At 44.7% G+C, this 23,322-nt stretch carries 15 protein-coding genes and 2 pseudogenes; 12 read left to right on the forward strand and 5 right to left on the reverse strand.

Features of this window, described 5'->3' with window-relative positions; translation table 11 throughout:
• Nucleotides 1–398: 398 nt before the first annotated feature.
• Nucleotides 399–1,591 (forward strand): annotated as a pseudogene (locus ITG10_RS20820) (ISL3 family transposase).
• A gap of 45 nt (nt 1,592–1,636) precedes the next feature.
• On the opposite strand, the gene ITG10_RS20825 reads toward ITG10_RS20820, so the two are convergent.
• Nucleotides 1,637–1,783 (reverse strand): hypothetical protein, encoded by a 147-nt coding sequence (locus ITG10_RS20825; RefSeq protein WP_008215590.1) that lies wholly within the window; start codon nt 1,781–1,783, stop codon nt 1,637–1,639.
• 349 nt (nt 1,784–2,132) lie between these two features.
• On the opposite strand from ITG10_RS20825, the gene pepT reads away from it, so the two are divergent.
• The 3 genes from pepT (at nt 2,133) to ITG10_RS20840 (ending at nt 4,869) form a co-directional block, all read left to right on the forward strand.
• Nucleotides 2,133–3,365: a peptidase T gene (pepT, locus tag ITG10_RS20830; RefSeq protein WP_017633332.1), complete on the forward strand. Its 1,233-nt coding sequence runs from the start codon at nt 2,133–2,135 to the stop codon at nt 3,363–3,365.
• 76 nt (nt 3,366–3,441) lie between these two features.
• Entirely contained in the window at nt 3,442–3,903 is a 462-nt protein-coding gene (locus tag ITG10_RS20835) for a DM13 domain-containing protein (RefSeq protein ID WP_017633333.1), read from the forward strand.
• Between the two features lie 123 nt (nt 3,904–4,026).
• Nucleotides 4,027–4,869, forward strand: a complete 843-nt coding sequence (locus tag ITG10_RS20840; RefSeq protein ID WP_017633334.1) for a mechanosensitive ion channel family protein — start codon at nt 4,027–4,029, stop codon at nt 4,867–4,869.
• Nucleotides 4,870–4,987: 118 nt separating this feature from the next.
• On the opposite strand, the gene ITG10_RS20845 is transcribed toward ITG10_RS20840, so the two are convergent.
• On the reverse strand, nt 4,988–5,431 hold the full coding sequence (locus ITG10_RS20845; RefSeq protein ID WP_017058015.1) for a cytidine/deoxycytidylate deaminase family protein: 444 nt from the start codon (nt 5,429–5,431) through the stop codon (nt 4,988–4,990).
• 259 nt (nt 5,432–5,690) lie between these two features.
• Between ITG10_RS20845 and ITG10_RS20850 the strand changes: the two genes are divergently transcribed.
• The 3 genes from ITG10_RS20850 (at nt 5,691) to ITG10_RS20860 (ending at nt 11,026) form a co-directional block, all read left to right on the forward strand.
• Entirely contained in the window at nt 5,691–6,827 is a 1,137-nt protein-coding gene (locus tag ITG10_RS20850; RefSeq protein ID WP_248387118.1) for an efflux RND transporter periplasmic adaptor subunit, read from the forward strand.
• 11 nt (nt 6,828–6,838) lie between these two features.
• Nucleotides 6,839–9,991: an efflux RND transporter permease subunit gene (locus ITG10_RS20855; protein WP_017633335.1), complete on the forward strand. Its 3,153-nt coding sequence runs from the start codon at nt 6,839–6,841 to the stop codon at nt 9,989–9,991.
• Between the two features lie 348 nt (nt 9,992–10,339).
• Nucleotides 10,340–11,026, forward strand: a complete 687-nt coding sequence (locus ITG10_RS20860; RefSeq protein WP_123300660.1) for a MaoC family dehydratase — start codon at nt 10,340–10,342, stop codon at nt 11,024–11,026.
• Between the two features lie 95 nt (nt 11,027–11,121).
• Here ITG10_RS20860 and ITG10_RS20865 read toward each other — a convergent pair whose 3' ends face one another.
• On the reverse strand, nt 11,122–11,937 hold the full coding sequence (locus ITG10_RS20865; protein ID WP_017633336.1) for a phosphate ABC transporter substrate-binding protein: 816 nt from the start codon (nt 11,935–11,937) through the stop codon (nt 11,122–11,124).
• Nucleotides 11,938–12,190: 253 nt separating this feature from the next.
• Here ITG10_RS20865 and ITG10_RS20870 point away from each other — a divergent pair, with 253 nt between their 5' ends.
• On the forward strand, nt 12,191–12,553 hold the full coding sequence (locus tag ITG10_RS20870; RefSeq protein WP_017633337.1) for a DUF3024 domain-containing protein: 363 nt from the start codon (nt 12,191–12,193) through the stop codon (nt 12,551–12,553).
• A 97-nt stretch (nt 12,554–12,650) separates the two neighbouring features.
• Here the strand turns inward: ITG10_RS20870 and ITG10_RS20875 are convergent, their stop codons facing one another.
• Nucleotides 12,651–13,481, reverse strand: a complete 831-nt coding sequence (locus ITG10_RS20875; RefSeq protein ID WP_017633338.1) for an AraC family transcriptional regulator — start codon at nt 13,479–13,481, stop codon at nt 12,651–12,653.
• Nucleotides 13,482–13,660: 179 nt separating this feature from the next.
• On the reverse strand, nt 13,661–15,667 hold the full coding sequence (rnb, locus tag ITG10_RS20880; RefSeq protein WP_017633339.1) for an exoribonuclease II: 2,007 nt from the start codon (nt 15,665–15,667) through the stop codon (nt 13,661–13,663).
• 307 nt (nt 15,668–15,974) lie between these two features.
• Between rnb and ITG10_RS20885 the strand changes: the two genes are divergently transcribed.
• The 4 genes and pseudogenes from ITG10_RS20885 to ltrA all read left to right on the forward strand — a co-directional run bounded on the left by ITG10_RS20885 (nt 15,975) and on the right by ltrA (nt 23,280).
• The gene (locus ITG10_RS20885) at nt 15,975–18,029 is read left to right on the forward strand and encodes a DEAD/DEAH box helicase (protein ID WP_128644454.1); all 2,055 of its coding nucleotides are present in this window, start codon (nt 15,975–15,977) and stop codon (nt 18,027–18,029) included.
• Nucleotides 18,030–18,163: 134 nt separating this feature from the next.
• A complete protein-coding gene (locus ITG10_RS20890) occupies nt 18,164–19,177 on the forward strand; it encodes an IS110 family transposase (protein WP_248387119.1) in 1,014 nt (337 codons plus the stop codon).
• Between the two features lie 831 nt (nt 19,178–20,008).
• Nucleotides 20,009–21,202: an acetate/propionate family kinase gene (locus tag ITG10_RS20895; protein ID WP_248387120.1), complete on the forward strand. Its 1,194-nt coding sequence runs from the start codon at nt 20,009–20,011 to the stop codon at nt 21,200–21,202.
• 795 nt (nt 21,203–21,997) lie between these two features.
• A pseudogene (gene ltrA, locus ITG10_RS20900) lies at nt 21,998–23,280 on the forward strand (group II intron reverse transcriptase/maturase).
• Nucleotides 23,281–23,322 lie beyond the last annotated feature (42 nt).

Genomic DNA, 23,322 nt, shown 5'->3' on the forward strand with positions numbered 1-23,322 from the left:
TTAAGTTCTCTGGTGCTCGCATAAAAGTATTTGAAAAGAGGGCGAGTGAGGAATGAAAACGAATATGAATTATTAGCACAAAATGGCACGACAAGGTATGGCTTGGGGAAGTTTAATGAGTCATTTCTCAGCGTGTGAACTGAGATGGCTATGTACTCGAGTAGCTATAGATACAGGTATAGGCGAAGGTCGGAAAGCAAAAGAGTGCGGATAGGCTGACGCCTGAATAGGGCTAATCGGAAATAGAGAAAGGTCTAAAGACAAAGAGCTCTACATCATAGAGAAGTAGAGCTCTTTATTAGGTTCATCGCGGATTAGCGGGAACTAAAAACAAAAAAACGGTAGTAAGTGATATGGTTTAGTCGCCAAACAAAAATCATACACAAACTACCGTTTTCATGCCGAATCATACTTTCCTATCTTCATTCTGGGAAGGCTTTAAAATAGTAAAGTCTCACCAGACAGCATCACTTGTTACACTAACTCTTAAACCTAATTCTGAGGCTAAATGCCTTTGCGGTCTTGAAGCTGAGGCTATCCATGAGTATCAATGGCGTCATGTGAAAGAGGCCATGTTGTTCAATGTTCCTGTTGAGCTTTCCGTTCAAACTCGAAGGATCAAGTGTCGTGACTGCGGCATAAAAACAGAGTTTCTATCTTGGTTAGAGCCTTATGCTCGTATAACGACGCGTCTAAAAAGCTATATAGAACAACTACTGCCTCTTCTTCCCATTAAGCATATCTCCCAGTTAACGAGCGTTCATTGGCACACCATTAAAGAGATAGATAAACGTCGACTTCGCCAAGTGGTACCGTCAGTGAAATGGGAAGGGCTAAGGCAACTCGTCATGGACGGGTTCGCCATCTTTAAAGGGCACCGATATGCCACAGTCATCGCTGATGCTAAGACTCACCAAGTCATTTGGATAGGGTTAGGTCGTAGCCGCAAGGACATACGACCGTTTTTCGAGCAGTTAGGCAAGCATGGTAACAATATCGAAGCGGTCGCAATGGACATGAATACGGCTTTTGACCTTGAAGTTCAAGCGCACTGCCCGAATGCAAAAATCGTTTACGACTTATTCCATGTTGTTGCTAAGTTCGGTCGTGAGGTGATGGATAGAGTCAGAGTCGACCAAGCTAACAAACTCAAGCAGGATAAAAAGCGAGGCAATGTGTGAAGCGCTCACGCTGGGTACTGCTGAAAAACAGAGGTAATTTAAATGCACGACAAGATAGCTATCTTACTGAAATATTGAATATCAATAAGGACTTGATGGCCACTTATATACTCGGCTCACAACTCAAAGAGCTTTGGTACTGTAAATCAGAAGCACATGCTAAGGGGCTCTGGGAGGTATGGTGGGCACAAGTGCAAGAGAGTGGAATTAAACCATTGAAAGAGTTCGCACGAAAACTGAGGCCTTATCTTCACGGTATTATTGCATCGGCAACTTATCCGCTCAACACCTGCACATTGGAAGGGATAAACAACAAAATAAAGTTAATCAAGCGAATGGGGTGTGGATATCGAGATACAGACTACTTCTTCTTGAAGATAAAAGCGGCTTTCCCCGGAAAGCCGCGATGAACCCTTTATTAGGGGTTCTATAAATACGTTCTGAGTATTATCAAGTTACGAGGTCGCGTTGGTATCAAATCCACCTTGGGATTGCGCGAGCCTTAGAGCTTCCTGCCTTTGAACTTCTTTCTCAGTCAATACTGGTTGAAGTGCTTCCTCAGAGGCTTGAGGAGAAAAAATAAAATACTTATTAATCGTCATAACTGTGTCTCCGTGTAACGTATGACAGATTCTGCATCAGGGATAAATTGTGATCATCATCCACTTTGTACTTTTTTTAGGCTGAGAGCGAAGGGCGTAGAATGCGTACAAAGCGATCGCTTATCATCCGTATGCAATATTGGAACTGACGAAACCCTCTGATTTCAAGTATAGGAAGCTCGTCTAATTTCGCACAATAATGATTTAGAGCAATTACATTGATGGTCAGGGGCGTAAGATGAAAAACCTCGCTACTGACTCTGCGTACGTATTTATTTAACAATACATCGCCTATCTACATAATAATTAGGTCAGTAAATCAATTACTTAATCCATGGTGAGATGAATTATGGAAAAGCTAGTAGAACGTTTTCTGAATTACGTTACTTTTGATACCAAATCCGATCCTTCTAATCAGCAGTGCCCAAGTTCACCGGGTCAAATCACCTTCGCTGAAGCCTTGAAGTCAGAATTGATCGCATTAGAGTTAGTGGATGTATCTTTAGATGAAAATGGATATTTGATGGCGAAACTGCCGTCGAACGTCGATTTTCCAGTACCTGCAATTGGTTTTGTCGCGCACATGGATACCGCTCCTGATGCATCAGGGGCGAACGTGAAACCGCAGGTGATTAAAGATTACCAAGGTGGAACGATTGAGCTAGGCACAAGTGGAGAATGCTTAAACCCAAGCCAATATCCAGATCTTGATGCTCTGCATGGTCATGACCTTATTACAACCGACGGCACGACGTTACTGGGTGCCGATAACAAAGCGGGTATCGCTGAAATCATTAGTGCGATTGCTTACTTAAAGGCGAATTCTGAAATTAAACACGGTGACATCTGCATTGGTTTCACGCCAGATGAAGAGATCGGCCGTGGTGCAAACCTGTTTGATGTTGAGAGGTTTGGCGCTGAGTGGGCGTACACCATTGATGGTGGTCCAGTCGGTGAGTTGGAGTTTGAGAACTTCAATGCCACAAGTGCTGATGTTATTTGCCATGGCGTAAACGTTCACCCGGGTACTGCGAAAGGTAAGATGGTGAACTCGATGAACATTGCAGCGCAGTTCCAGTTGATGATGCCGGCGCAAGAAACACCGGAATGCACAGAAGGCTATGAAGGTTTCTACCACCTGAAATCGGCTGAAATGGGCGTTGCTCGTTCCGAACTAGGCTACATCATCCGTGATTTTGAGCGTAAGGGTGTAGAAGCGCGTAAGGTGTTCATGCAACAGAAAGTCGATGAACTGAACGAGCGCCTAGAGAAAGGCCATGTTGAGTTGGTACTGTCTGATAGTTACTTCAACATGAAAGAGATGGTTGAACCTCATCAGCACATTATTGAGTTGGCGAAGCAAGCGATGATCGAGTGCGATGTAGAGCCAATGATCAAACCGATCCGAGGTGGTACAGACGGTGCTCGCCTATCGTTCATGGGGCTACCATGTCCGAATATCTTTACTGGCGGCTACAACTTCCATGGTATTCATGAGTTCATTACCATCCAAGGTATGGAACAGGCGGTAAAAGTGATTGTGGAACTGTCTCAGCGTACTGCTCTGCATTACCAGAAATAGCAGCCTATAACGCGATATCTCTTTGTATTTTTGAGAGTATTCAATAATACTCTCTTTAAGCATAAGGGAGTACGCGATGAAAAAGTTAGTTTTATTTTGCACCCACCTAGCTGTGGGTGCTGTTGGTTTTGGGCTTGGTGTTTATGCACTGCCTATCTTGATTGAGCCTGATTCTCCATCTTCGAGTTCAGTTGAAGCGATTTCACAACAAGCTATTTATACCGGCGAATTCAGTAAAGATCGCCAAGACAGTGATTTCTTGCATTGGGGAGAGGGCATCGTCTCGGTTTCTGAAAGTGCGATTGCGTTTGAAGGCGAGCTGGCGCCGGACTACAAGGTTTACCTCTCTCCTAAGTTTATTGAAACCGAACAAGCCTTCAATGACAGCAAGAGCGAGTTATTGAGAGTGGGAGATGTGAAAACATTCGACCGATTTATGGTTGAGCTTCCAGAAGGTGTTGATCTTAATCGCTTTAATACCGTTGTGATTTGGTGTGAAACTTTTGGCCAATTTATTACTTCTGCCCAGATAAAATGATAGCCTTAGCTAGGCTGATTTAAGCACGTAAAAAAAGCGCTCTATTTTTGAGCGCTTTTTTATAATGCTGTTTACGGCTGCTTTGTTGTTAAAGCTAACTGTTGTAATGCTAAGGATTAAGTAATGGAAAAAGTGTGGCAAGTAATAGATTTCCTACTCGCTCATAAGTTTATTTTTAGTGCGCTGATTATCAGTCTCATTTTAATCATCCGCCGAATCACCCTGTCTCGAATTAGAGGTGATGTCGCTTTCCTTAGCGAAGACCAACGTAACTGGATGTCCCGTACCAAAAATGGCACCTTTGCGATTATTGTTATTACGCTGTTTATTCTCTGGAAATCTGAAATCAGTGAGTTTGCTCTGTCTGTGACTGCGATTGCCGTTGCGATAGTTGTGGCTTCGAAAGAGATCATCTTGTGTTTTACTGGCTCGATTCAACGTGCGAGTTCACGTTCATTCCGAATCGGTGACTGGATTGAGGTGGGTAAAATCAGTGGTGAGGTGATTGAACACAATCTGATGGCGACTGTGATTCAAGAAATCGACTTGTATCATGGGCAATACCACTTCACTGGCAAGACCGCTACGCTGCCTAACAGCATGTTCTTTACTTATCCTGTAAAGAACCTCAATTTCATGAAGCGTTACGTTTACCATAGCTTTACAGTGACAGTGAAAGACTTCGTTAACCTGTACCCAATGGTGCCGAGTCTTATCGTCAAAATTGAAGAGCATTGTGAAGAGTTTATCGATGTTGCACGTCGTTATAACGGTGTAATTGAAAAGCACGCTGGCGTCGACCTTCCGGGCTCTGAGCCGCACATCCACATCACGAGCAGTTCAACGGGTGAACAAGAAGTCCACTTTATGATTTTCTGCCCGACGGAAAAAGCGATTCACCTAGAGCAAGACATCCGCAAAGACTTCATGGAAGCGTACGCTGAAGAGTTTCCAGCTATCGCATAATCCTCGCTTCATTTGTGAATGAACTAGCCGAATAAAAAGAAAGCCGAGAGCGATATTATCGACTCTCGGCTTTTTTGTATCTTCTTTATCAATCAATAAACAGATTAACCAACCGAAGCTAGTCTAAGTCTGCAATTGGCAACCAATCGACTTGCACGCCAGCTTGTTCAAACATATCTTGGCTTACCTTGATCTTGTCTCCCCAACGAGAAAGGAAATCTTCACTTTGCTCAGGGCAGTGAACCGCAGAGATACCTGTTTGAATGATCTTCGCTGCACAGTTTGGACAAGGGAAGTGAGTCACCCAGATTTCACAGCTGTCTAAATCACGCTTAGCAAACAAGATTGCGTTTTCTTCTGCGTGTAAGGTTTTTAGGTATTTCATCTCACGATCATCAGTATCAGCGCTATCTGATACACCATGAGGATAGCCGTTAAAGCCTACTGAAACGATACGGTTGTGTTTGGTGATCACAGCGCCAACTTGAGTGGATGGATCTTTACTCCAAGAGCCAACCAGCTCCGCCATTTGATAAAAACGTTTAGCCCATTTTGAAATCATGTGAATTACCTTAAGTAATTAAATATGAATACTTATCTACGAAGATACATGATGTTAATCAATATACCTAGTTTCTAAATGTGAGAAAGGCTCATTTGAGGTAATTTTGTTATCTACTTGTAAGTGTTTTATAAGCATCAGGTTTCTCGTTACACGTTGAAACACTTTTCAAGTAATAATTGATATTCCTCGGACATTGTAGATATTTGTGTTACGTAACTTTTATGCTGTTCAATTTCTCATAAGTGACGGTATAACCATGCGTAAAAAGTTAATCCTTACGGCTCTTGCAAGCTCTCTTATTCTTGCTGGATGTGGGCAAGATGCTCAGAATGCCAAGCAAGCGCCTTTACCTCTCGTAGCTGTACAGGATGTTAGCGTTGTTTCTCATCAGCAAAGTAAGTCGTACATCGGTCGTATTGAAGCCGTAGAAGACACGGCGATCACGGCGCAGGTTTCTGGCTATCTACAAAGCCGTCACTTCAAAGAAGGCCAAATGGTCGAGAAGGGTCAATTGCTTTACTCAATTGAGCCTTCATCATTTGAAGCAGAAGTAGCAAGCGCGAAAGCGGCTGTTGCTCAAGCGAATGCCAACCTTAAAAAAGCCGAACTTGATTTCAACCGTGGTAAGAACCTACTTCCTAAGGGCAGTATTTCTCAATCGGAATTTGATGCATTAACGGCAAACCTATTAGGTTCTCAAGCACAGCTAGAAGCAAGCCAAGCTCAGTTAAACGCCGCGAATGTCCAACTTTCTCACACCCAAATTATCGCGCCTTTCTCTGGAAGAATCAGTGACACTAAAGTAAGTAAAGGTGACCTCGTTTCACCGTCTTCAGGTGTTCTGACAACTTTGGTTAGCCTAGACCCAATCCATGCATCGTTCAGCATCAGTGAGCGTGAGCGTATTGAGTTAGGTATGGACCGAATTGAAGGTGACGGCAGCAGCGATTCTGATCGTGTTGAAGTGCAAATCATGCTTGAAAATGGTGAAGCATTCGAACACTTAGGTCAGCTCGATTTCTTGGGTAACCGTATCAACTTAAACACTGGTACGATCGCGATGCGTGCGATTGCCGATAACCCAGACCAGCAACTTCTTCCTGGCCAGCACGTTCGTGTTGATCTACGTGAGAAGCAATCTATTGATGTTGTCACTATTCCTCGCCGCGCGGTTCAAACCGACCTTGAAGGCGACTTTGTTATGGTGTTAGTTGAAGGTGAAGCGGCACCTGTTGCTGAGCGTAGAAACATTGAGATGGGTCGTCAGGTTGAAGGTGGTGTGATTGTTCACTCTGGACTAGAGAAGGACGATGCAGTTATCACCCAAGGCTTACAGCGTGTACGTAATGGTATGTCTGTTCGTATTCAAGTTTCTGCTGAACAAGCTGGGTAGGGGGACTATTTATGTTAAGTCGTTTCTTTATTCAAAGGCCTAAGTTTGCCCTTGTAATATCCATAATCTTGACGCTGGCGGGTGCGATCTCTCTCGCTATCTTGCCAGTCGCGGAATATCCAAAAATCAGTCCGCCTTCTGTGAGTGTTACCGCATTCTACACAGGCGCAAGTGCTGAAGTAGTCGAACAGGCGATAGCCGACCCCATAGAAACGTCGGTTAACGGCGTTGAAGATATGATCTACATGTCTTCTAAGAGTGCTAATGATGGTTCATACAACCTTAACGTGACCTTTGATGTTGGTACTGATCCCGATATGGCTCAGGTCAACGTTCAGAACCGAGTTGCTCAAATCGAATCGAAGCTTCCTCAAGAAGTTCGAATGGTGGGCGTTACCGTTAAAAAGCGTTCACCAGACCTTTTGATGGTATTGAACTTCTATTCGCCAAACGGTGAGTACGACGACCAGTTCCTGATCAACTACGTTAACCTAAACATTAAAGACCAACTGGCTCGTGTGAAGGGCATCAGTGAAGTTAACGTGTTGGGTGGTGGTGAATACGCGATGCGTGTTTGGTTAGATCCTGAGAAAATGGCTAACCTGAATATTACCACCTCTGACGTGAATCGCGCGTTGGCGGAACAGAACGTTCAGGTTGCTGCTGGTCGTATTGGTGCTGCACCTTATAACAACGCACAAGAAGTACAATTCAACTTGGTAACAAAAGGCCGACTAGAAACGGCGGATGAATTTGAAAATGTCGTTCTTCGTGCAACTCAAGACGGTTCAACGGTTTACCTAAAAGACATTGCACGTGTTGAGCTTGGTAAAAAATTCTACGATGGTAATGGTAAATACCGTGGTCAAGATGCGTCGATCGTAACGCTGTCACTTCAATCAGACGCTAACGCACTGGAAAGTGGTAAAGCCGTAATGGCGATGCTCGACAACCTAAGCAAAAACTTCCCTGAAGGCGTTGCTTATGAAGCGAGCTACGACACGACAGTCTTCGTTGCTGAGTCGATTAAAGGGGTAGTAAAAACGCTGATCGAAGCGATCTTGCTGGTTATCGCCGTTACTTACCTGTTCTTGGGTAGTGCGCGTGCAACCTTGATTCCAGTAGTCGCGATTCCAGTATCTTTGATCGGTACGTTTGCCATCATGCAGATGACGGGCTTCACCATTAACACGGTAACCCTGTTCGGTCTGATATTGGCGATTGGTATTGTAGTAGATGATGCGATCTTGGTTATCGAGAACGTTGATACCACGATGGCCAAAGACCCAACGATTTCACCGCGTAAAGCCACGCTTATCGCGATGAAAGAAGTAACGGGTCCGATCATTACGTCTACCTTGGTTCTACTTGCGGTATTCATCCCAGTGGCGATGCTGCCAGGTATTACCGGCATTATGTATCGTCAGTTCGCCCTGACTATCTGTATCGCCGTTGTTATCTCTTCTATTAACGCACTAACGTTGTCACCAGCATTGTGTTCATTGGTTCTTAAGCAGGGTGGTGGTAACACAGCTCGTTGGTACCAAGCGTTTAACCGTGGTCTAGAATCCGTTACTAACAAATACGGTCAAATTGCTGGCTTCTTGGTTAAGAAAGGCGTTCTGCTGTTCACTTTCTTCGTTGTTGCTTTGGCTGCTGTTACTTACTTCGCGAAAACAACGTCTACGGCGTTCGTACCTCAAGAAGATAAAGGCATTTTGCTGGTTAACGTGCAGCTTCCTGACGCGGCATCACTGTCTCGAACAGAAGATGTGACTGCGCAATTACTAGAGATGGTTGAACAAGAGCCGGGTGTTGATGGTGTAACACTGGTTAACGGCTACGCATTCATGACAGGTGCATCTGCATCGAATGGTGCGTCGATGTTCATCAAGCTTCACGATTGGGACACACGTAATGCACTGGATGGTCAACATTCAGCGCAGGCTATCTCACAGCGTATAAATGGTCGAGCGGCCACTGAGCTGCCTCAAGCGATTGTATTTGCTATGGGGCCGCCAGCGGTACCGGGCATGGGTGCAGCGTCTGGTTTTGAGTTTGTGCTTGAAGATACGTTAGGTCGTAGCCGTACAGACCTTGCGATGGTAATGAATGATGTGATTACTGAGGCGACGAAACAGCCTGAGATTTCACACACATTCAGTACTTTCCGTGCGAACGTACCTCACTACTATGTCGATATTGACCGTGAGAAAGCGCAGCAATTAGGTATTCCGCTGTCGGAAATTTTCCAAACACTACAGGGCAACCTTGGTTCGTTGTACGTGAACGACTTCACCATGTTTGGTAAGAACTTCCGCGTAACCATGCAAGCTGACAGTGATCACCGTAGCAGCATGGACGATCTACAACGATTCCACGTACGTTCGTCTAATGGTGAGATGATCCCGCTAAGTACGCTTGTGACTTACGACCAGATCTTCGAACCTGATGTAGCATGGCGTTACAACATGTACCGCAGTGCAGTAATCCAAGGCCAACCAGCACCGGGTTACTCAAGTGGTGATGCGATTGCGGCGATGGAACGTGTAGCTGCAGAAGTTCTGCCACAAGGTTACCAGTACGAATGGACTGGTATGGCTTACCAAGAAGTACTCGCCGGTAACCAAGCGATCTTTGCGTTTGCATTGGCACTGATCTTTATCTACTTGTTCATGGTGGCTCAGTACGAGAGTTGGACCATACCGATTGCGATTATCTTAGTAGTACCGGTCGCAACCTTAGGTTCTTTCTTGGCGTTGAACCTAACAGGCACACCGTTGAACCTATATGCACAGATTGGTTTGGTTCTCTTGATAGCCTTGGCCGCGAAGAACGCAATTTTGATTGTGGAATTCGCGAAAGTTGAGCGTGAAGAGAAAGACGCACCAATTGAAGATGCGGCAGTGAAGGGCGGTACGTTGCGTTTCCGTGCTGTAAACATGACGTCTTGGTCGTTTATCTTAGGTATCTTCCCGCTTATCTTCGCTGCGGGTGCCGGTCACGTGAGCCAGAACTCTCTGGGTATTTCACTGATTGGTGGTCTGCTATGTGTGTTACTAGCGGGTACGTTCCTAATCCCTGGCTTCTACGCATTCGTGCAGCGTAAGCGTGAGAAGGCACACGGTGGTAATACCAAACTGATTCCACTGGATGACGAATAGGATAAGTTAATTTCAAGGGAGGTGGCTTGCTTGTAAAAGTAAGCCCCCAACGAATCCCTTGTGAAAATTAATCCCTTATAAAAACTGAGGCTTAGTATCGCGCTAAGCCTTTTTTATTCCACTTGTGAATAAAAACGCTATTTATATAATCAAATGTTTATTATGTGATAGAGCTAACACTCTAAATTGGGTTTTGTAATAAAATGATGTTTTATTAGTAAGTGCCTGTTTATTATGAAAATAGCAAGGTTCAGCTAACGGGTGTATGCTCGAAAACATTTGCACAATAGTGTGAAGTGTTTCAAAATTACGAAGTTATATTGAAGTTTTTTGTGCATTGAGGTTCTTATGAAAGTCATTGATTTATTTAAACACCGAGGCGACAGCGTGTCTTCGCAACACTCAGAGTTTATGCAATGGATGTCTCCAGCTCTTAGAGATTACTGGGGTGACTTTCTTAATCGTACGCAAAATAGCCATTTCTTTGCGTGGGTTCGTGATCACCACAAACCTGCAGTAAACGAAGATGCACCAGAGATGCCTGTGGAGCAACCGATCGTATTAAAGCCTGAAGCACAGCTTGTGTTTGACGAGCTTAATCAGCAGATCGGTGAAGTTATCCATACTGGCGACTGGATCAATGTAAGTCAAGACCGTATTAACCAATTCGGCCTTGTGACTGAAGACATGCAGTGGATCCACACTGAGCCTTCTAAGGCTGAAACAGACTCTCCGTTCAAAACAACCATCGCACATGGTTTTTTAACTTTGTCTCTGCTTCCTCGCCTTACTGACAGCGTTGATCCTGACAAGTCTCAATTCCCAACAGCGAAGATGGTTGTAAACATTGGTCTTAACCAAGTACGTTTCCCATACCCTGTGAAATCAGGCAGCAACGTTCGTGCTAAAAGTACGTTAACAAAAGTGACGCCAATTAAGAAAGGCCTAGAGATTGAGCGCGAAATCCGCGTAGAAATCGAAGGTATTCGTCGTCCTGGCGCTGTTATCGTTTCGGTGATTCAACTTCACTTCTAAGTGATTTGTAAACAAGCGATTCATAAAGATTCAAAAAAAGAGAGAGCATTATGCTCTCTCTTTTTGTTTTCATTAGATAAAACTCACTCACTCACTTATTTAATGCGAGTGTAGCCGTACTCTTCGATAAGATCTTGCCCTTGCTCTGACTTCACGAACTTAATGAAGTCTTTGCTTTCTTCAGAAACAGAGTCTGTTTTGTGCAGCAATAAGAATGGGCGAGCTAATTCATAGCTGTGGTTGGCAATGTTCTTAGATGTCGGCTCTACGCCTTCAAATGTGATTGCTTTAATTGAACGGTCGATAGAACCTACAGAAATAAAACCAATCGCGTGTGGGTTATGGTTAACAATCGTCTTTACCATGCTGTTGCTGTTCACAACCAAGTTATTTGGGTTGATGTCAGACACTAGACGGTCGTTAATGATTTTTGTTAAACCAAGCAGGCTTTCGAAGCTGTAACGTGAACCAGAAGACGCTTCACGAGTCACAACCGCGATAGGCTGATCTGCACCACCTACGGCTTTCCAGTTGGTGATTTTGCCCTTATAGATATCGAATAACTGTTCGCGAGTAACGTTACTTACACCGTTCGAACGGTTAGTTACGACAGCTAGGCCATCAAAAGCAATCGGGAACACTTTCAGCTTGTCGCTCTGTTCACGGTCCGTTAAGTAGCGTGAGCTCATACCGATATCAGACACACCTTTATTAACCATGGTAATGCCCGCTGTAGAACCGATGCCCTGAACCGCAATATAGTTATCAGGGTGAGTCTTGTTGTACTCCTCAGCTAATACATCCATCACTCGTGATACCGAAGTGGAGCCCGAAATATTGGTTTCTTGTGCAAAAGCAGCGTGAGAAGACAGGGCTAAGGATAAAAGAGAGGCAAGCGCGACTCGTAACATAAACAACTCCTAGTTAATAACATTTGTCGCATATGATAGGTCGGTTATATGACACTTTTGTGAAATTCTATATGCTCGATGTATAGCTGGCGGGTTCGTCTTTGAAAGTAAGATAACTTTGGATAAGAAGGATTCGTTTCTGGGAGCAGGGAGGGTATTTTGTTTTCGCTGGTTCGCTAAAATGTTCGTTGAGTCCTAAGCTAAGTAGAGGAATTCACTACTTAGAAGTTTCTATGAAGTTACAAGGGGTGTTATGTCCGTTATTCATATAGAACTGAATCGTCTTTTAATTGGAGCTGAGAGGCTCTGTACTTCTCGAAGTAGCAATTTACCGGTAGAGCTAGGCAAATCCCTATATGAAGAGTGTGAGGGCGGTGTGCTGTTTTCTCAGGCCCATTACCTGCTCGACTCATCTCATAGTGATTACACAAATGAGATCGCCTGCGTGACCTTTGATGAATCGTTATCTTGTTGGTTGGTGATGGTGCCGCTTGAAGACGATGCCGAAACTGATTCCGTGAACTGGGGACCTTATCCCTACCTTCCTAAATCGAAGGAGCTTGATGCTATTCTGGCTGAAATAGAAAAAGATCCTAAGTCATATTTTTGGTCATAACCGATCATTTTAACGTCGTTGGTGGCTTGACCTCATAGTAAGTGGCGCAACGCCAAAGCTTTACTACTTGCGCCTTATTAACTTGTTTCCCTACACATTAGACTGGCGGTTTAATGCCTTGTTGTTGCGCTCGTGCAATTAACGAACGGAAGTCCTTTGGCGTTTTTCCGTGATAAGTTTTAAAGGCAGTACTGAAGTGAGCGGCGCTTTTAAAGCCAGATTCATACGCAATTTGAGTAATCGACTTATCCGATGTTCTTAACTGCGTAGCGGCGTGGGCAATTCGCTTGATCTTCAATAGATTCGAAAACGAAAGGTCTTCAGCCGACAAACGACGTTTGAGCGTTGCTGGCGACATTCCCATGTAACTCGCGAGTGTGTCCAAAGATATGTTGTTTTCTATGTTTTGTTCGATGTAGTGAATGACTTTTTGCGTCACGGTTAATCTCGAAGCTCGAGCAATGATGACCAAAAGAGCAGGATATTGCTCTACCATCAGTGACAGCAAACTTAAGCCTAATTGAGTGAGTGCGTAGTCATTCTGAGAAGAAGAATTGGCGAGCGACATGATGAGCTCTTTCAACTGGTAGATTTCAGTATCAGTTTGATTGAACTTGATGTATTTGTCTGGGATTCGAGTGGATTCTAAATCGCTGAACTGATTGATGAACTTCTGAAAAATAGCCAAGTCGAAATCTAAGCAGGTTGCGCTAAATTCGCCATTTTCAGTGTTAACCGTGATGTCTTTAATCTGACCAGAATTGTAAAGTGTGAAATCGCCCGCTTGTAACGAGGCTTCAGTGCCATTAGGTAGCACGAAAGAAATGCTGCCCTTCGATACCATGAAGATACCGTTTTTAGAGGCGGGGTAGCGTTCTCGTTTCCTGGGAATGAAGTTTCTGAACTGAGTAACTGTGATTGATGACATAGTGCGCTTCTTTGACGTTGTAAATTGGTTGCTTATTGATTGTTTTTTTAAGTATTGTTTAAGCATGAGACATTTACAAAAAAGGCGCTAATAATTAGCGCCTTTAGAAGTGAACCTTGAAGCTTTAAAGCTTTTGACCTTGAAGGCCCTAACCTTGCAAGCTGTAACCGTTAAAGGTCTTAAGCTTCGGTTTCGTTGGTTGTTTCAGGCTCGCTAGGCAAGTCCGCAAATACTTGAGTCGGTTTTGCGACTAAGTTACGGTTTTCCTGATTAACTTCTGAGAGAACTACTTCTAAAACGTCTCCCAGTTTGTATACCATTTCTTTATCGATAGATACAGTGCCCATATCACTGTTGCACTCGATTCTCTCTTTATTATCAAGAATGAGAGAACCAGGGATAAATGCCGCAGCACCATTCTCTAGTAAACGAACACGCATACCCGCACGGTTAATGTCGAAGATCTCTGCTTGGAAGCGAGTTTCTTCTGCTGGAGCGTTCGCTAGAGTGCGAGCATACAACCAATCGCCAACATTACGCTCAGCCATACCGTGGTGACGGCGGTGCAGGGCAAGTTCATCACCGATGGTTTCATCTGGTGTTTGAATTGGCGCTTTACCTAGGATGTGCGCCTTAAGCATGCGGTGGTTAATCATGTCGCCGTATTTACGGATTGGAGATGTCCAAGTCGCGTAAATGTCTAAACCCATTGCGTAGTGTGGTGCAGGCTCATTGCTGATCTCGCTGTACGCTTGGAATTTACGAATACGGTTGTCGTAGTAGCTGTTGTCTAAAGAACCCAACCAACGACGTAGCGTCGCGAATCCTTCAAGAGAAACAATTTGCTCTTCAGTGAATGGTGTTTCCGCTTGTGGGTTAACTAGCTCAAGAACGTCAGCGACTTTCTCAGCCTTGAAACCAGAGTGGCAGTTGAACACACCTTGGTTGAAGCTCTCTTTTAACACGCGACCTGCACAGATGTTTGCGCTGATCATCGACTCTTCAACTAACTTGTTCGCGCTACGACGCATGTCTGCATGAATAGCAACAACATCGTTATCTTCGCTAAGTTCAAAGCGGTAATCAGGACGGTCAGGGAACACAACAGCGTTTGCTGAGCGCCATGCTGAACGTGCTTGAGCGAATTGGTGAAGGTCAGAAACGATCGCAGCGATCTCTTCTGATGGCTGCCACTTCTCTGATGCACCTGTTTCTAGCCAGTCTGATACGTTGTCGTAAGCAAGACGAGCGTGAGACTTGATGTTTGCAGCGAAGAAGTTGATGTCGTCGCCGATAACGCCATCTTTAGATACCGTTACTGTGCAGCAGAGAGCAGGACGAACTTCGTTTTCGATCAGTGAACACAAGTTGTCTGCAAGATCACGAGGTAACATTGGGATGTTACGACCCGGAAGATAAATCGTGAAACCGCGCTCACGAGCCACTTTATCCATTGCATCATCAGGAGAGATGTAAGCCGTAGGATCAGCAATCGCAATCGTCAGTTCAAAATCACCGTTCTCTTTCTTCTTCGCGTAAAGCGCATCGTCCATATCTTTTGTGCTTTCACCATCGATGGTCACAAAAGGTACGTGCGTCATGTCTACACGTTCAAGATCAGCATCGTCATTGATCTGCCAGTTGTCGATGCCTGCAGGCTCGCTGTTTGGTAGGTCGTTCTGTGCCAGCGTTACCCACCAAGGTGCGATCTTGTCATCAGCGTCTGTTATTTTTTCAGAAATCTGAGCCAAGAAGCCGTTGTCACCCTTTAATGGGTGCTGAACGATGTGAGCAACAACCCAGTCACCTTCTTTAAGCGTTTCAGGGTTTAACCCCTTCATTGCTTTCGCTTTAAGTTGCAGCTTTTTCAGTTGCGGGTGATCAGGAACAACGTTCAAACGGCCTTTGAAAAGCTTAACTCGGGCAATAAAGCGAGTAAGACCTTGTTCCACCAATTCCTCTGGCTCTGCTACTTCGCGCTCTTTCTCGGTGCGAATGATGGCAATCACCTTGTCACCGTGAACACATTTCTTCATGTATGGAGGCGGGATAAAGAAGCTTGTTTTGCTATCAACTTCGAGAAAACCAAAGCCTTTTTCAGTAGCTTTGATAGTACCTTCCTTTTTAGGGAGGGTTTCTTGGATTTGCTGCTTGAGCTGAGCGAGTAGAGGATTATCTTGAAACATCTTACTTTTATCTAACGAGAACAATTGAGCACACTATAATCATTGCGAGACCCGATTACTACTTAAAGCCGAAGTGAGCGTAAATTAATTGTCGGCTTATTTAACTAGGTCAATTTGGTGGATGTCCTTCGCTATGACGAGATATTCATCAAGTTTGACGATATGATAGCCAGTATTGATATAAAACCGAAAAATATGTGATGTATTTCAATTTTTTCTGGCTTTTTTTATGCATTTAGGGAATAATCCGCCTCCCTTAGACGTCCCTAATGGCTTGAAGTGTTTTATTACTGCTTCGTAACTCTGAATGGAATCAGTATCTGATTGGATCAGTATTGGAATTGATAGAGCTCCCGGGACCTTTTGTTTACTTATATATAGTGGGATCCCAATGTCCGAATCTGTAATTCAATTTAATGAATTAGCCCTAAACGATAACATTCTTTCAGCTCTTGATAGCATGGGTTTCGTTTCTCCGACTCCAATCCAAGCAGCAGCTATTCCTCTTCTACTTGAAGGCCGTGACGCACTAGGTAAAGCACAGACTGGTACTGGTAAAACAGCAGCATTCTCTCTGCCTTTACTTAACAAAATCAACCTAAACCAACACAAACCACAAGCAATCATCATGGCTCCTACTCGTGAGCTAGCGATTCAAGTTGCTGCGGAAATCAAAAACCTTGGCCGTGATATCAAAGGTCTTAAGGTTATTGAAATCTACGGTGGTGCTTCAATCGTTGACCAAATGCGCGCTCTAAGCCGCGGTGCTCACATTGTTGTTGGTACTCCAGGTCGTGTTAAAGATTTACTAACTCGTGACCGTCTACACCTAGATGAAGCACACACATTTGTTCTTGATGAAGCAGATGAAATGCTAAAAATGGGCTTCGTAGATGACGTTACTTGGATCCTAGAGCAAGCTCCAGAAACTGCACAACGTGTACTTTTCTCTGCAACTATGCCTCCAATGGTTAAGACTATTGTTGATCGTTACCTACGTAACCCTGCAAAAGTTGACGTTGCTGGTACTAACCACACAGTTGACAAAGTAGCGCAGAACTTCTGGGTTGTTAAAGGCGTAGAAAAAGACGAAGCAATGTCTCGTCTTCTTGAAACTGAAGAAACTGACGCGTCAATCGTATTCGTACGTACTCGTCAAGACACTGAGCGTCTAGCTGATTGGCTATCTGCACGTGGCTTCAAAGCTGCTGCACTGCACGGTGATATTCCTCAGTCTCTACGTGAGCGCACTGTTGATCACATCAAACAAGGTGTTATCGACATCCTAGTTGCAACTGACGTTGTAGCACGTGGTCTTGATGTTCCACGTATCACTCACGTATTCAACTACGACATCCCATTCGATGTTGAATCTTACATCCACCGTATCGGTCGTACTGGCCGTGCTGGACGTAAAGGTAAAGCGATCCTATTAGTTCGCACTAACCAAATTCGCATGCTTCGCACTATCGAGCGCGTTACTAAGTCATCTATGGAAGAAATCCAACTTCCTCTACGTGACCAAGTTGCTGCAGCACGTGTTGCTAAGCTTGGCGCTGAACTTGAAACAGAGAAAGAAAGCAAAGCTCTAGAAAACTTTGCAGGTCTTATCTCTACACTTCAAGAGTCTCTAGAAGTTGATGCTGCTACTCTAGCTGCAATGCTTCTTAAGCGTCAGCAAGGTAAGAGCCCACTATTCTACGTTGGCGAAGACCCAATGATTGCTGCTATTGAGCGTGACAAGAACCGTCGCAAAGAGCGTCGTGAAGACCGTGAAAATGGTCGTGGCGATCGCAACTTCAATACGCAAGATTGGGATACTTACCAACTACAAGTTGGCCGTGAGCAAGGCGTTCAGGTTAAAGACATCGTTGGCGCACTAGCAAACGAACTTGGCCTAACTAAAGGTTCTATCGGTGCTATCAAGCTAGACCAAGGTTCTACTTACGTTCAACTGCCAAAAGCAATGAACTCTGAAACTGCTGGTAAACTAAGCAAACTACGTATTCGTCAAAAAGAAGCTGGCGCTGTTGTTGTTGATTTCAACGACTTCCGTGAGCCTCGTCGTGGCGGCGGCGGTCGTGATGGCAACCGTGGTCGTGGCGGTCGTGATGGCGGCGGCTACCGTGGTAACCGTGATGGTAACCGCGAAGGTGGCAACCGTGAAGGCGGTCGTGGTGGATACCGTGGCAACCGTGATGGTGCACGCGATGGTAACCGTGAAGGCGGCCGTGATGGCGAGCGTCGTTTCGACCGTAACCGTGGTGGCGATCACCGTGGTAACTACCGTGGCGAACGTGGCCATGGTAACGGCAATGGCGGCGGTAACCGTGGTCGTCGTCCAGAGCGTAACGAAGGTTAATCAACCTTTCGCTTAGACGCTTTAGTCTAGACACTGAATTTAAAAGCCGAGCGTAATGCTCGGCTTAATTATATGGTCCGCCTCACTCTCAAGCCCTTAAGCTTAGAGTAGGCTCTCAGAATGAGGTGAACCATATGTCTTCTATTCATATTTTAGGTATCGACCTAGGTAAACACTGCTTCCATGCTATCGAACATAACCGTTGTGGGGTGGAGGTGCTTCGTCGTAAATTTAATCGCAATCAACTCTTAATCTTTCTTAGTAAAATAGAACCAACAACTATTGCTTTCGAAGCTTGTGGCGGTGCTCATTGGCTTGCTCGAAAGTGTGGTGAGCTTGGTCATCAACCCCGACTTATTCCTCCTCAGTATGTAAAGCCTTATGTCAAAGGCAATAAAAACGATTTCATCGATGCTTCAGCGATCGCAGAGGCTGCGAGTCTACCGACCATGAGATTTGTGGCTGTAAAAAGTGAAGAGGCTCAAGTCATCGCAGCGATTCATCGAGTCAGAGATAGTTATATCAAGGAGAGAACCGCCACTATGTCGCGGATCGGCGCGATCTTACTTGAGTTTGGCCTTAGCTTTCCCAAAGGGCATGCAAAGATGAAGTCTCTGTTTCAATGGTTAGCAGAACAAACAGTATCACTACCAAAAAGCTTGCTATGTGAATTGATATCTATCCATGAACACTACAAGTACCTCAATGAACAAATCAAAACCCAAGATATCAAGCTTCAAACTATTGTTTATAATAACGAAAGTGCTCAATTATTAAAAACTATCCCTGGAATTGGCGATCTTACCTCCACATTGTGTATTGCTGATGTAAGCTCTCCGAGTAACTTCACCAATGGCCGCGAGATGGCGGCTTGGTTGGGACTTGTACCAAGGCAATTCTCAACGGGAGGAAATACCAAGCTACTTGGTATGAGTAAACGAGGAAATAAGCACCTCAGAACTCTGTTTATCCATGGCGCAAGAGCTGTACTCTCTAGGCTAGAGACGACAGGGAAAGTGTTTGGAGAGTGGCTTGTGAACCTACGAGCCACCAAACCATTTAATGTAGTGGTAGTTGCATTAGCCAACAAGCTAGTGAGGATAGCTTGGGCGGTGTTATACCACCGCCAAGCTTTTAAGGCTGTTTAGCTATAACCAAGTTTGCAACGCCAATGAACGTGATGACAAAACGGTCAATCGGCCAGATTAAGAACCTGACACAAAAATAGCAATCAATGCTTTGGGCTTTTAAGGATAATCTGGCGCGGATATCATCGTGGAGCTGGGAAGCTAGTGCTCCCAACAAGGACTCCGAATACATTAGCGCAAACCAACTCCGTTATTACTTAATTGTAGTTGCAATAACGGGGCGGACCATACATTTTTGTGCCTGCTCATTCATCTTTCCGATTGTGCTGCCCGCATTTAAAGCAAGCCATTCAAACTCCGCGATTGACTGCTTTCATCGATAGTTCAGCTCAAAATGATTAAACCAACTTCAAGACGACGTGAAGTGAGCATCAACTGCCGTTAGCGTGGCTGTATGGCGTTGTAAGACTATACTTAAATCACGTGCTACAGGTTTTGCCGAAATGTATGAAAGTCACTTAATTTGCTGTGTAGAAGGTTTATTGGAGCGGGGGAGTTTTTGGGAGTCTCAGGTGTTTAATGGGGGGGGGGATTTTACTGTTTTCTCTCGTGAAATGAGCTTACTCACCGAATCCGCCAAATCGAGCAAATCAAGTTAAAAATAACGTTAGCATTCGTTTGCGGTACTCGTTTATCAATTTTCTTATTCAACTATTTTTTAATTTCGCTCTCGAAATAAATAAATTAATGACTAAGATCAACTTAATTGTGTTCATTTAGTGATTTTTTCAAAACAAAAGTTGAAAGATTCAAAAATTATTGAATAATGGGCTTAACTAAAATTGAAGTAAACACTTCATCCAATTCGTACTGAAACAGGATCCATATCCAATGTCTAATTCGTTTGTTCTGGTTATTAACTCGGGTAGTTCATCCCTAAAATTTGCTGTAATCGATTCTGTTTCTGGTGAAGCAGTATTAAGTGGCCTAGGGGAGTGTTTTGGTCTTGAAGATGCTCGCATGAGCTGGAAATTCCAAGGCGAGAAAACTGAAATTGCCATTCAAGGTGAAGATAACCACCACAAAATTGCCATTGGCAAATTGGTTGGCCTGATGGAAGATCTAGGCTTCACGGCAGATATCGTAGCTATCGGTCACCGTATCGTTCACGGCGGCGAGAAGTTCACTCAAACGGTTCGCATTACTGAAGAAGTAACGAACGAGATTGAAAGCCTATCTGACCTAGCTCCACTTCATAACCCAGCAGGTGCTATCGGTATCCGTGCTGCAGTTGAAGCTTTCCCTTCTCTACCTCAGTTCGCTGTATTTGATACTGCTTTCCACCAAACAATGCCACAGCGTGCATTCACAGGTGCAATCGCAAAAGAGCTATACACAGATTTCGGCGTACGTCGTTACGGTTTCCACGGTACTAGCCACTACTTCGTTAGTCGTGAAGCTGCGAAAATGGTTAACAAGCCAATCGAGAAGTCGAGCTTCATCTCTGTTCACCTAGGTAACGGCGCATCTGTATGTGCTATCAAAGACGGTAACAGTGTTGATACTTCTATGGGCTTCACACCGCTTTCTGGCCTAATGATGGGCACACGTTGTGGTGATCTAGACCCAGGCATCATCGAGTACCTACTTAAGAAAGGTTGGTCACAAGAGCAAGTCTTCAACTCTCTTAACAAGGAGTCTGGCTTCTTAGGCGTGTCTGGTCTTACGAGCGATGCTCGTGGCATTTTAGAAGCAATGGAAGAGGGCCATGAAGGCGCTAAACTGGCTTTTGAGGTGTTTACTTACCGTGTAGCTAAATACGTTGCTTCTTACCTAGCAACGCTAGATTCTTTAGACGGTATCATCTTCACAGGCGGCATCGGTGAGAACTCTCTACCAATTCGTCGTGAGATCTTAAACAACCTTAAGATTCTTGGTTTCGTTGAAGATGTAGCTGGTAACGAAGCTGCTCGCTTTGGCGCTGAAGGAATCATCGCGAAGTCTGAAATGCTAGATGCTGTAGCAATGGTTATCCCAACCAACGAAGAGTTCGTTATTGCTCAACAGTCGGTAGAGCTTCTGTAATCTAGGCTCAAGCCTAAGCAAGACAAATATTTAAAAGCGAGCCTAAGTGGCTCGCTTTTTTGTTTGCCCAGCGAAGCTGGCAAACCCGTTAGGTTGAAAGAAACCTGAATCACCCCGACTGAGGGGAAGATAATCCGAATCGCAAGGGCGTTGCTGGCTAACGGCAGGGTCTGAAGGAAGCGATAGGAAGTTAACAGTACACAACGCAAGTAAACCTGCTTCGGCAATATAGGTGGGTAAGCGTCCGAAATAGCGCGAAGCCCTATACTCAGTCAGACCTATGCTGTGCTTGAGGTGGCATTGTTAACAGGGAGCCAGTGCAGTAACTGGGGAAGCCTGACACCACAGCCAAAGTCTGGAAGCACAAACTCGAAGCGAAAGCTAAGAGCTGTGTTGGTGCGAGGTGGCAGATGAATCCGTAGTAGTGAGTAAGGCTAAGCCCGAGAAGCCCAGTAATGGTGTGGAGGAGAAAACTTAGCTGACCATCAGCATCAAGTCTGATGGAGCACTGAAATGCCAAAAGCACTCAGTGCTGCGAAGGGAGGAAGTACACTTTAAGTCTGTGATGAACAGATGTTTTTTTCAGTGATACCCAAACCGAATCGCTATCGGGGTATTCCTAGTTTGGTTGATTGTGGAAGCAAGATACTGAGCTAAGAAACCGTATAGGGGAGTAACTCTGACACACTTCAGTAAATTGCCATTGAGCTAGAAGGCTGAATAGCAGAGAGAAATAACACCCACACTGGACATGAAACACTTGTCCCCACACAGCACACAACCCAAGGAGAGAAAGTGCGAGTTTATTACAGTTTATATGGTCATCTGCTCAACAAAGAGAGGCTGTATAAAGGGTTTAAAAAGGTAAAGAAAGCGAAAGGCGCGGCTGGAATAGATGAGCAGAGCCTGAGCGACTACGCCGAAAATCTGAGTGATAACCTCGATCAACTCCTCTCTGAACTCAAAACCAAGCAATACAAACCTCAGCCAGTCAAACGAGTAGAGATACCCAAAGAAGACGGAGGGGTACGATTGCTTGGGATCCCAACCGTTAGGGACAGAGTTGTCCAACAAGCACTCAATGATATCCTCACTCCCATCTTCGAAGAGCAATTTCACCCATCAAGTTTTGGGTATAGACCGAATCGAAGTTGTCACGATGCAATCAACAAATCCACGATGTTTATCCGCCGATACGGATTACAGCACGTCGTAGATATGGACTTGTCGAAGTGCTTTGACAAACTCGACCATGAGTTGATCCTCAAGAGCATCAGAAGGCGAGTCACAGATAGCAGCGTGTTAGAGCTGATAAAACAGTTTCTGAAAAGTGGCGTGATGATAGACGGTAGTTGGCAGGAGACAGAGCTAGGAAGTCCACAAGGTGGTGTTATCAGTCCTTTGATTGCCAATATCTACCTTGATGCGTTCGATCAGGAAATGCGAAAGCGTGACCATAGGCTCGTTCGTTATGCGGATGACATACTCATCTTCTGTCGTAGCAAGGCAGGAGCAGAGAATGCCCTTGCACAAGCGACGAAGATCCTAGAAGGAGAGCTTAAACTCACAGTGAATCAGACGAAATCACATATAGCGCACAGCCGTGATGGCGTGAAGTTCTTAGGTGTAGAAATCGGGAGTCAATTTACCCGCATTCAAACTAAGAAACTGAAAGGGTTCAAAAGTAAGTTAAAGCGACTGACAAAGCGAGGGTGCGGTAAGCCACTTGAGCAAGTCATAAAAGCTTTAAACCCAGTGTTAAGAGGGTTCAGTCAATACTTCAGGATCACCAATAACAGCAGAGAGTTCTCAAGGTTAGCAGGGTGGCTACGAAGAAGACTTCGTAGTATCCAGTTGAAACTTTGAAGAAGCCTCAACGGTTACACCGAAGGTTAAAACAGTTAGGGTATAAGCCGCCGTTCCAACATATCTCAATGACAAGTTGGGTCAGTGCAGCGAGTCCCCTATCAAGCTATGCGATGCCAAATCAATGGTTTAATGACCAAGGATTGGTAAATCTTGGAACAATAAGGACAGGGCATGTGTTCAGCCAATATGCTGAATGGAAGTGTGCATGAGCCGTATACGAGGTCCGTACGTACGGTTCTGTGAGAGGGATG

The sequence above is a fragment of the Vibrio sp. ED004 genome, from assembly GCF_023206395.1.
Lineage (GTDB): Bacteria > Pseudomonadota > Gammaproteobacteria > Enterobacterales > Vibrionaceae > Vibrio.

Bases quoted from the DNA above. Each gene is read 5' to 3' on its own strand.
- ITG10_RS20825 (WP_008215590.1), bottom strand. From the start codon at position 1,783: ATGACGATTAATAAGTATTTTATTTTTTCTCCTCAAGCCTCTGAGGAA.
- pepT (WP_017633332.1), top strand. From the start codon at position 2,133: ATGGAAAAGCTAGTAGAACGTTTTCTGAATTACGTTACTTTTGATACC.
- ITG10_RS20835 (WP_017633333.1), top strand. From the start codon at position 3,442: ATGAAAAAGTTAGTTTTATTTTGCACCCACCTAGCTGTGGGTGCTGTT.
- ITG10_RS20840 (WP_017633334.1), top strand. From the start codon at position 4,027: ATGGAAAAAGTGTGGCAAGTAATAGATTTCCTACTCGCTCATAAGTTT.
- ITG10_RS20845 (WP_017058015.1), bottom strand. From the start codon at position 5,431: ATGATTTCAAAATGGGCTAAACGTTTTTATCAAATGGCGGAGCTGGTT.
- ITG10_RS20850 (WP_248387118.1), top strand. From the start codon at position 5,691: ATGCGTAAAAAGTTAATCCTTACGGCTCTTGCAAGCTCTCTTATTCTT.
- ITG10_RS20855 (WP_017633335.1), top strand. From the start codon at position 6,839: ATGTTAAGTCGTTTCTTTATTCAAAGGCCTAAGTTTGCCCTTGTAATA.
- ITG10_RS20860 (WP_123300660.1), top strand. From the start codon at position 10,340: ATGAAAGTCATTGATTTATTTAAACACCGAGGCGACAGCGTGTCTTCG.
- ITG10_RS20865 (WP_017633336.1), bottom strand. From the start codon at position 11,937: ATGTTACGAGTCGCGCTTGCCTCTCTTTTATCCTTAGCCCTGTCTTCT.
- ITG10_RS20870 (WP_017633337.1), top strand. From the start codon at position 12,191: ATGTCCGTTATTCATATAGAACTGAATCGTCTTTTAATTGGAGCTGAG.
- ITG10_RS20875 (WP_017633338.1), bottom strand. From the start codon at position 13,481: ATGTCATCAATCACAGTTACTCAGTTCAGAAACTTCATTCCCAGGAAA.
- rnb (WP_017633339.1), bottom strand. From the start codon at position 15,667: ATGTTTCAAGATAATCCTCTACTCGCTCAGCTCAAGCAGCAAATCCAA.
- ITG10_RS20885 (WP_128644454.1), top strand. From the start codon at position 15,975: ATGGAATCAGTATCTGATTGGATCAGTATTGGAATTGATAGAGCTCCC.
- ITG10_RS20890 (WP_248387119.1), top strand. From the start codon at position 18,164: ATGTCTTCTATTCATATTTTAGGTATCGACCTAGGTAAACACTGCTTC.
- ITG10_RS20895 (WP_248387120.1), top strand. From the start codon at position 20,009: ATGTCTAATTCGTTTGTTCTGGTTATTAACTCGGGTAGTTCATCCCTA.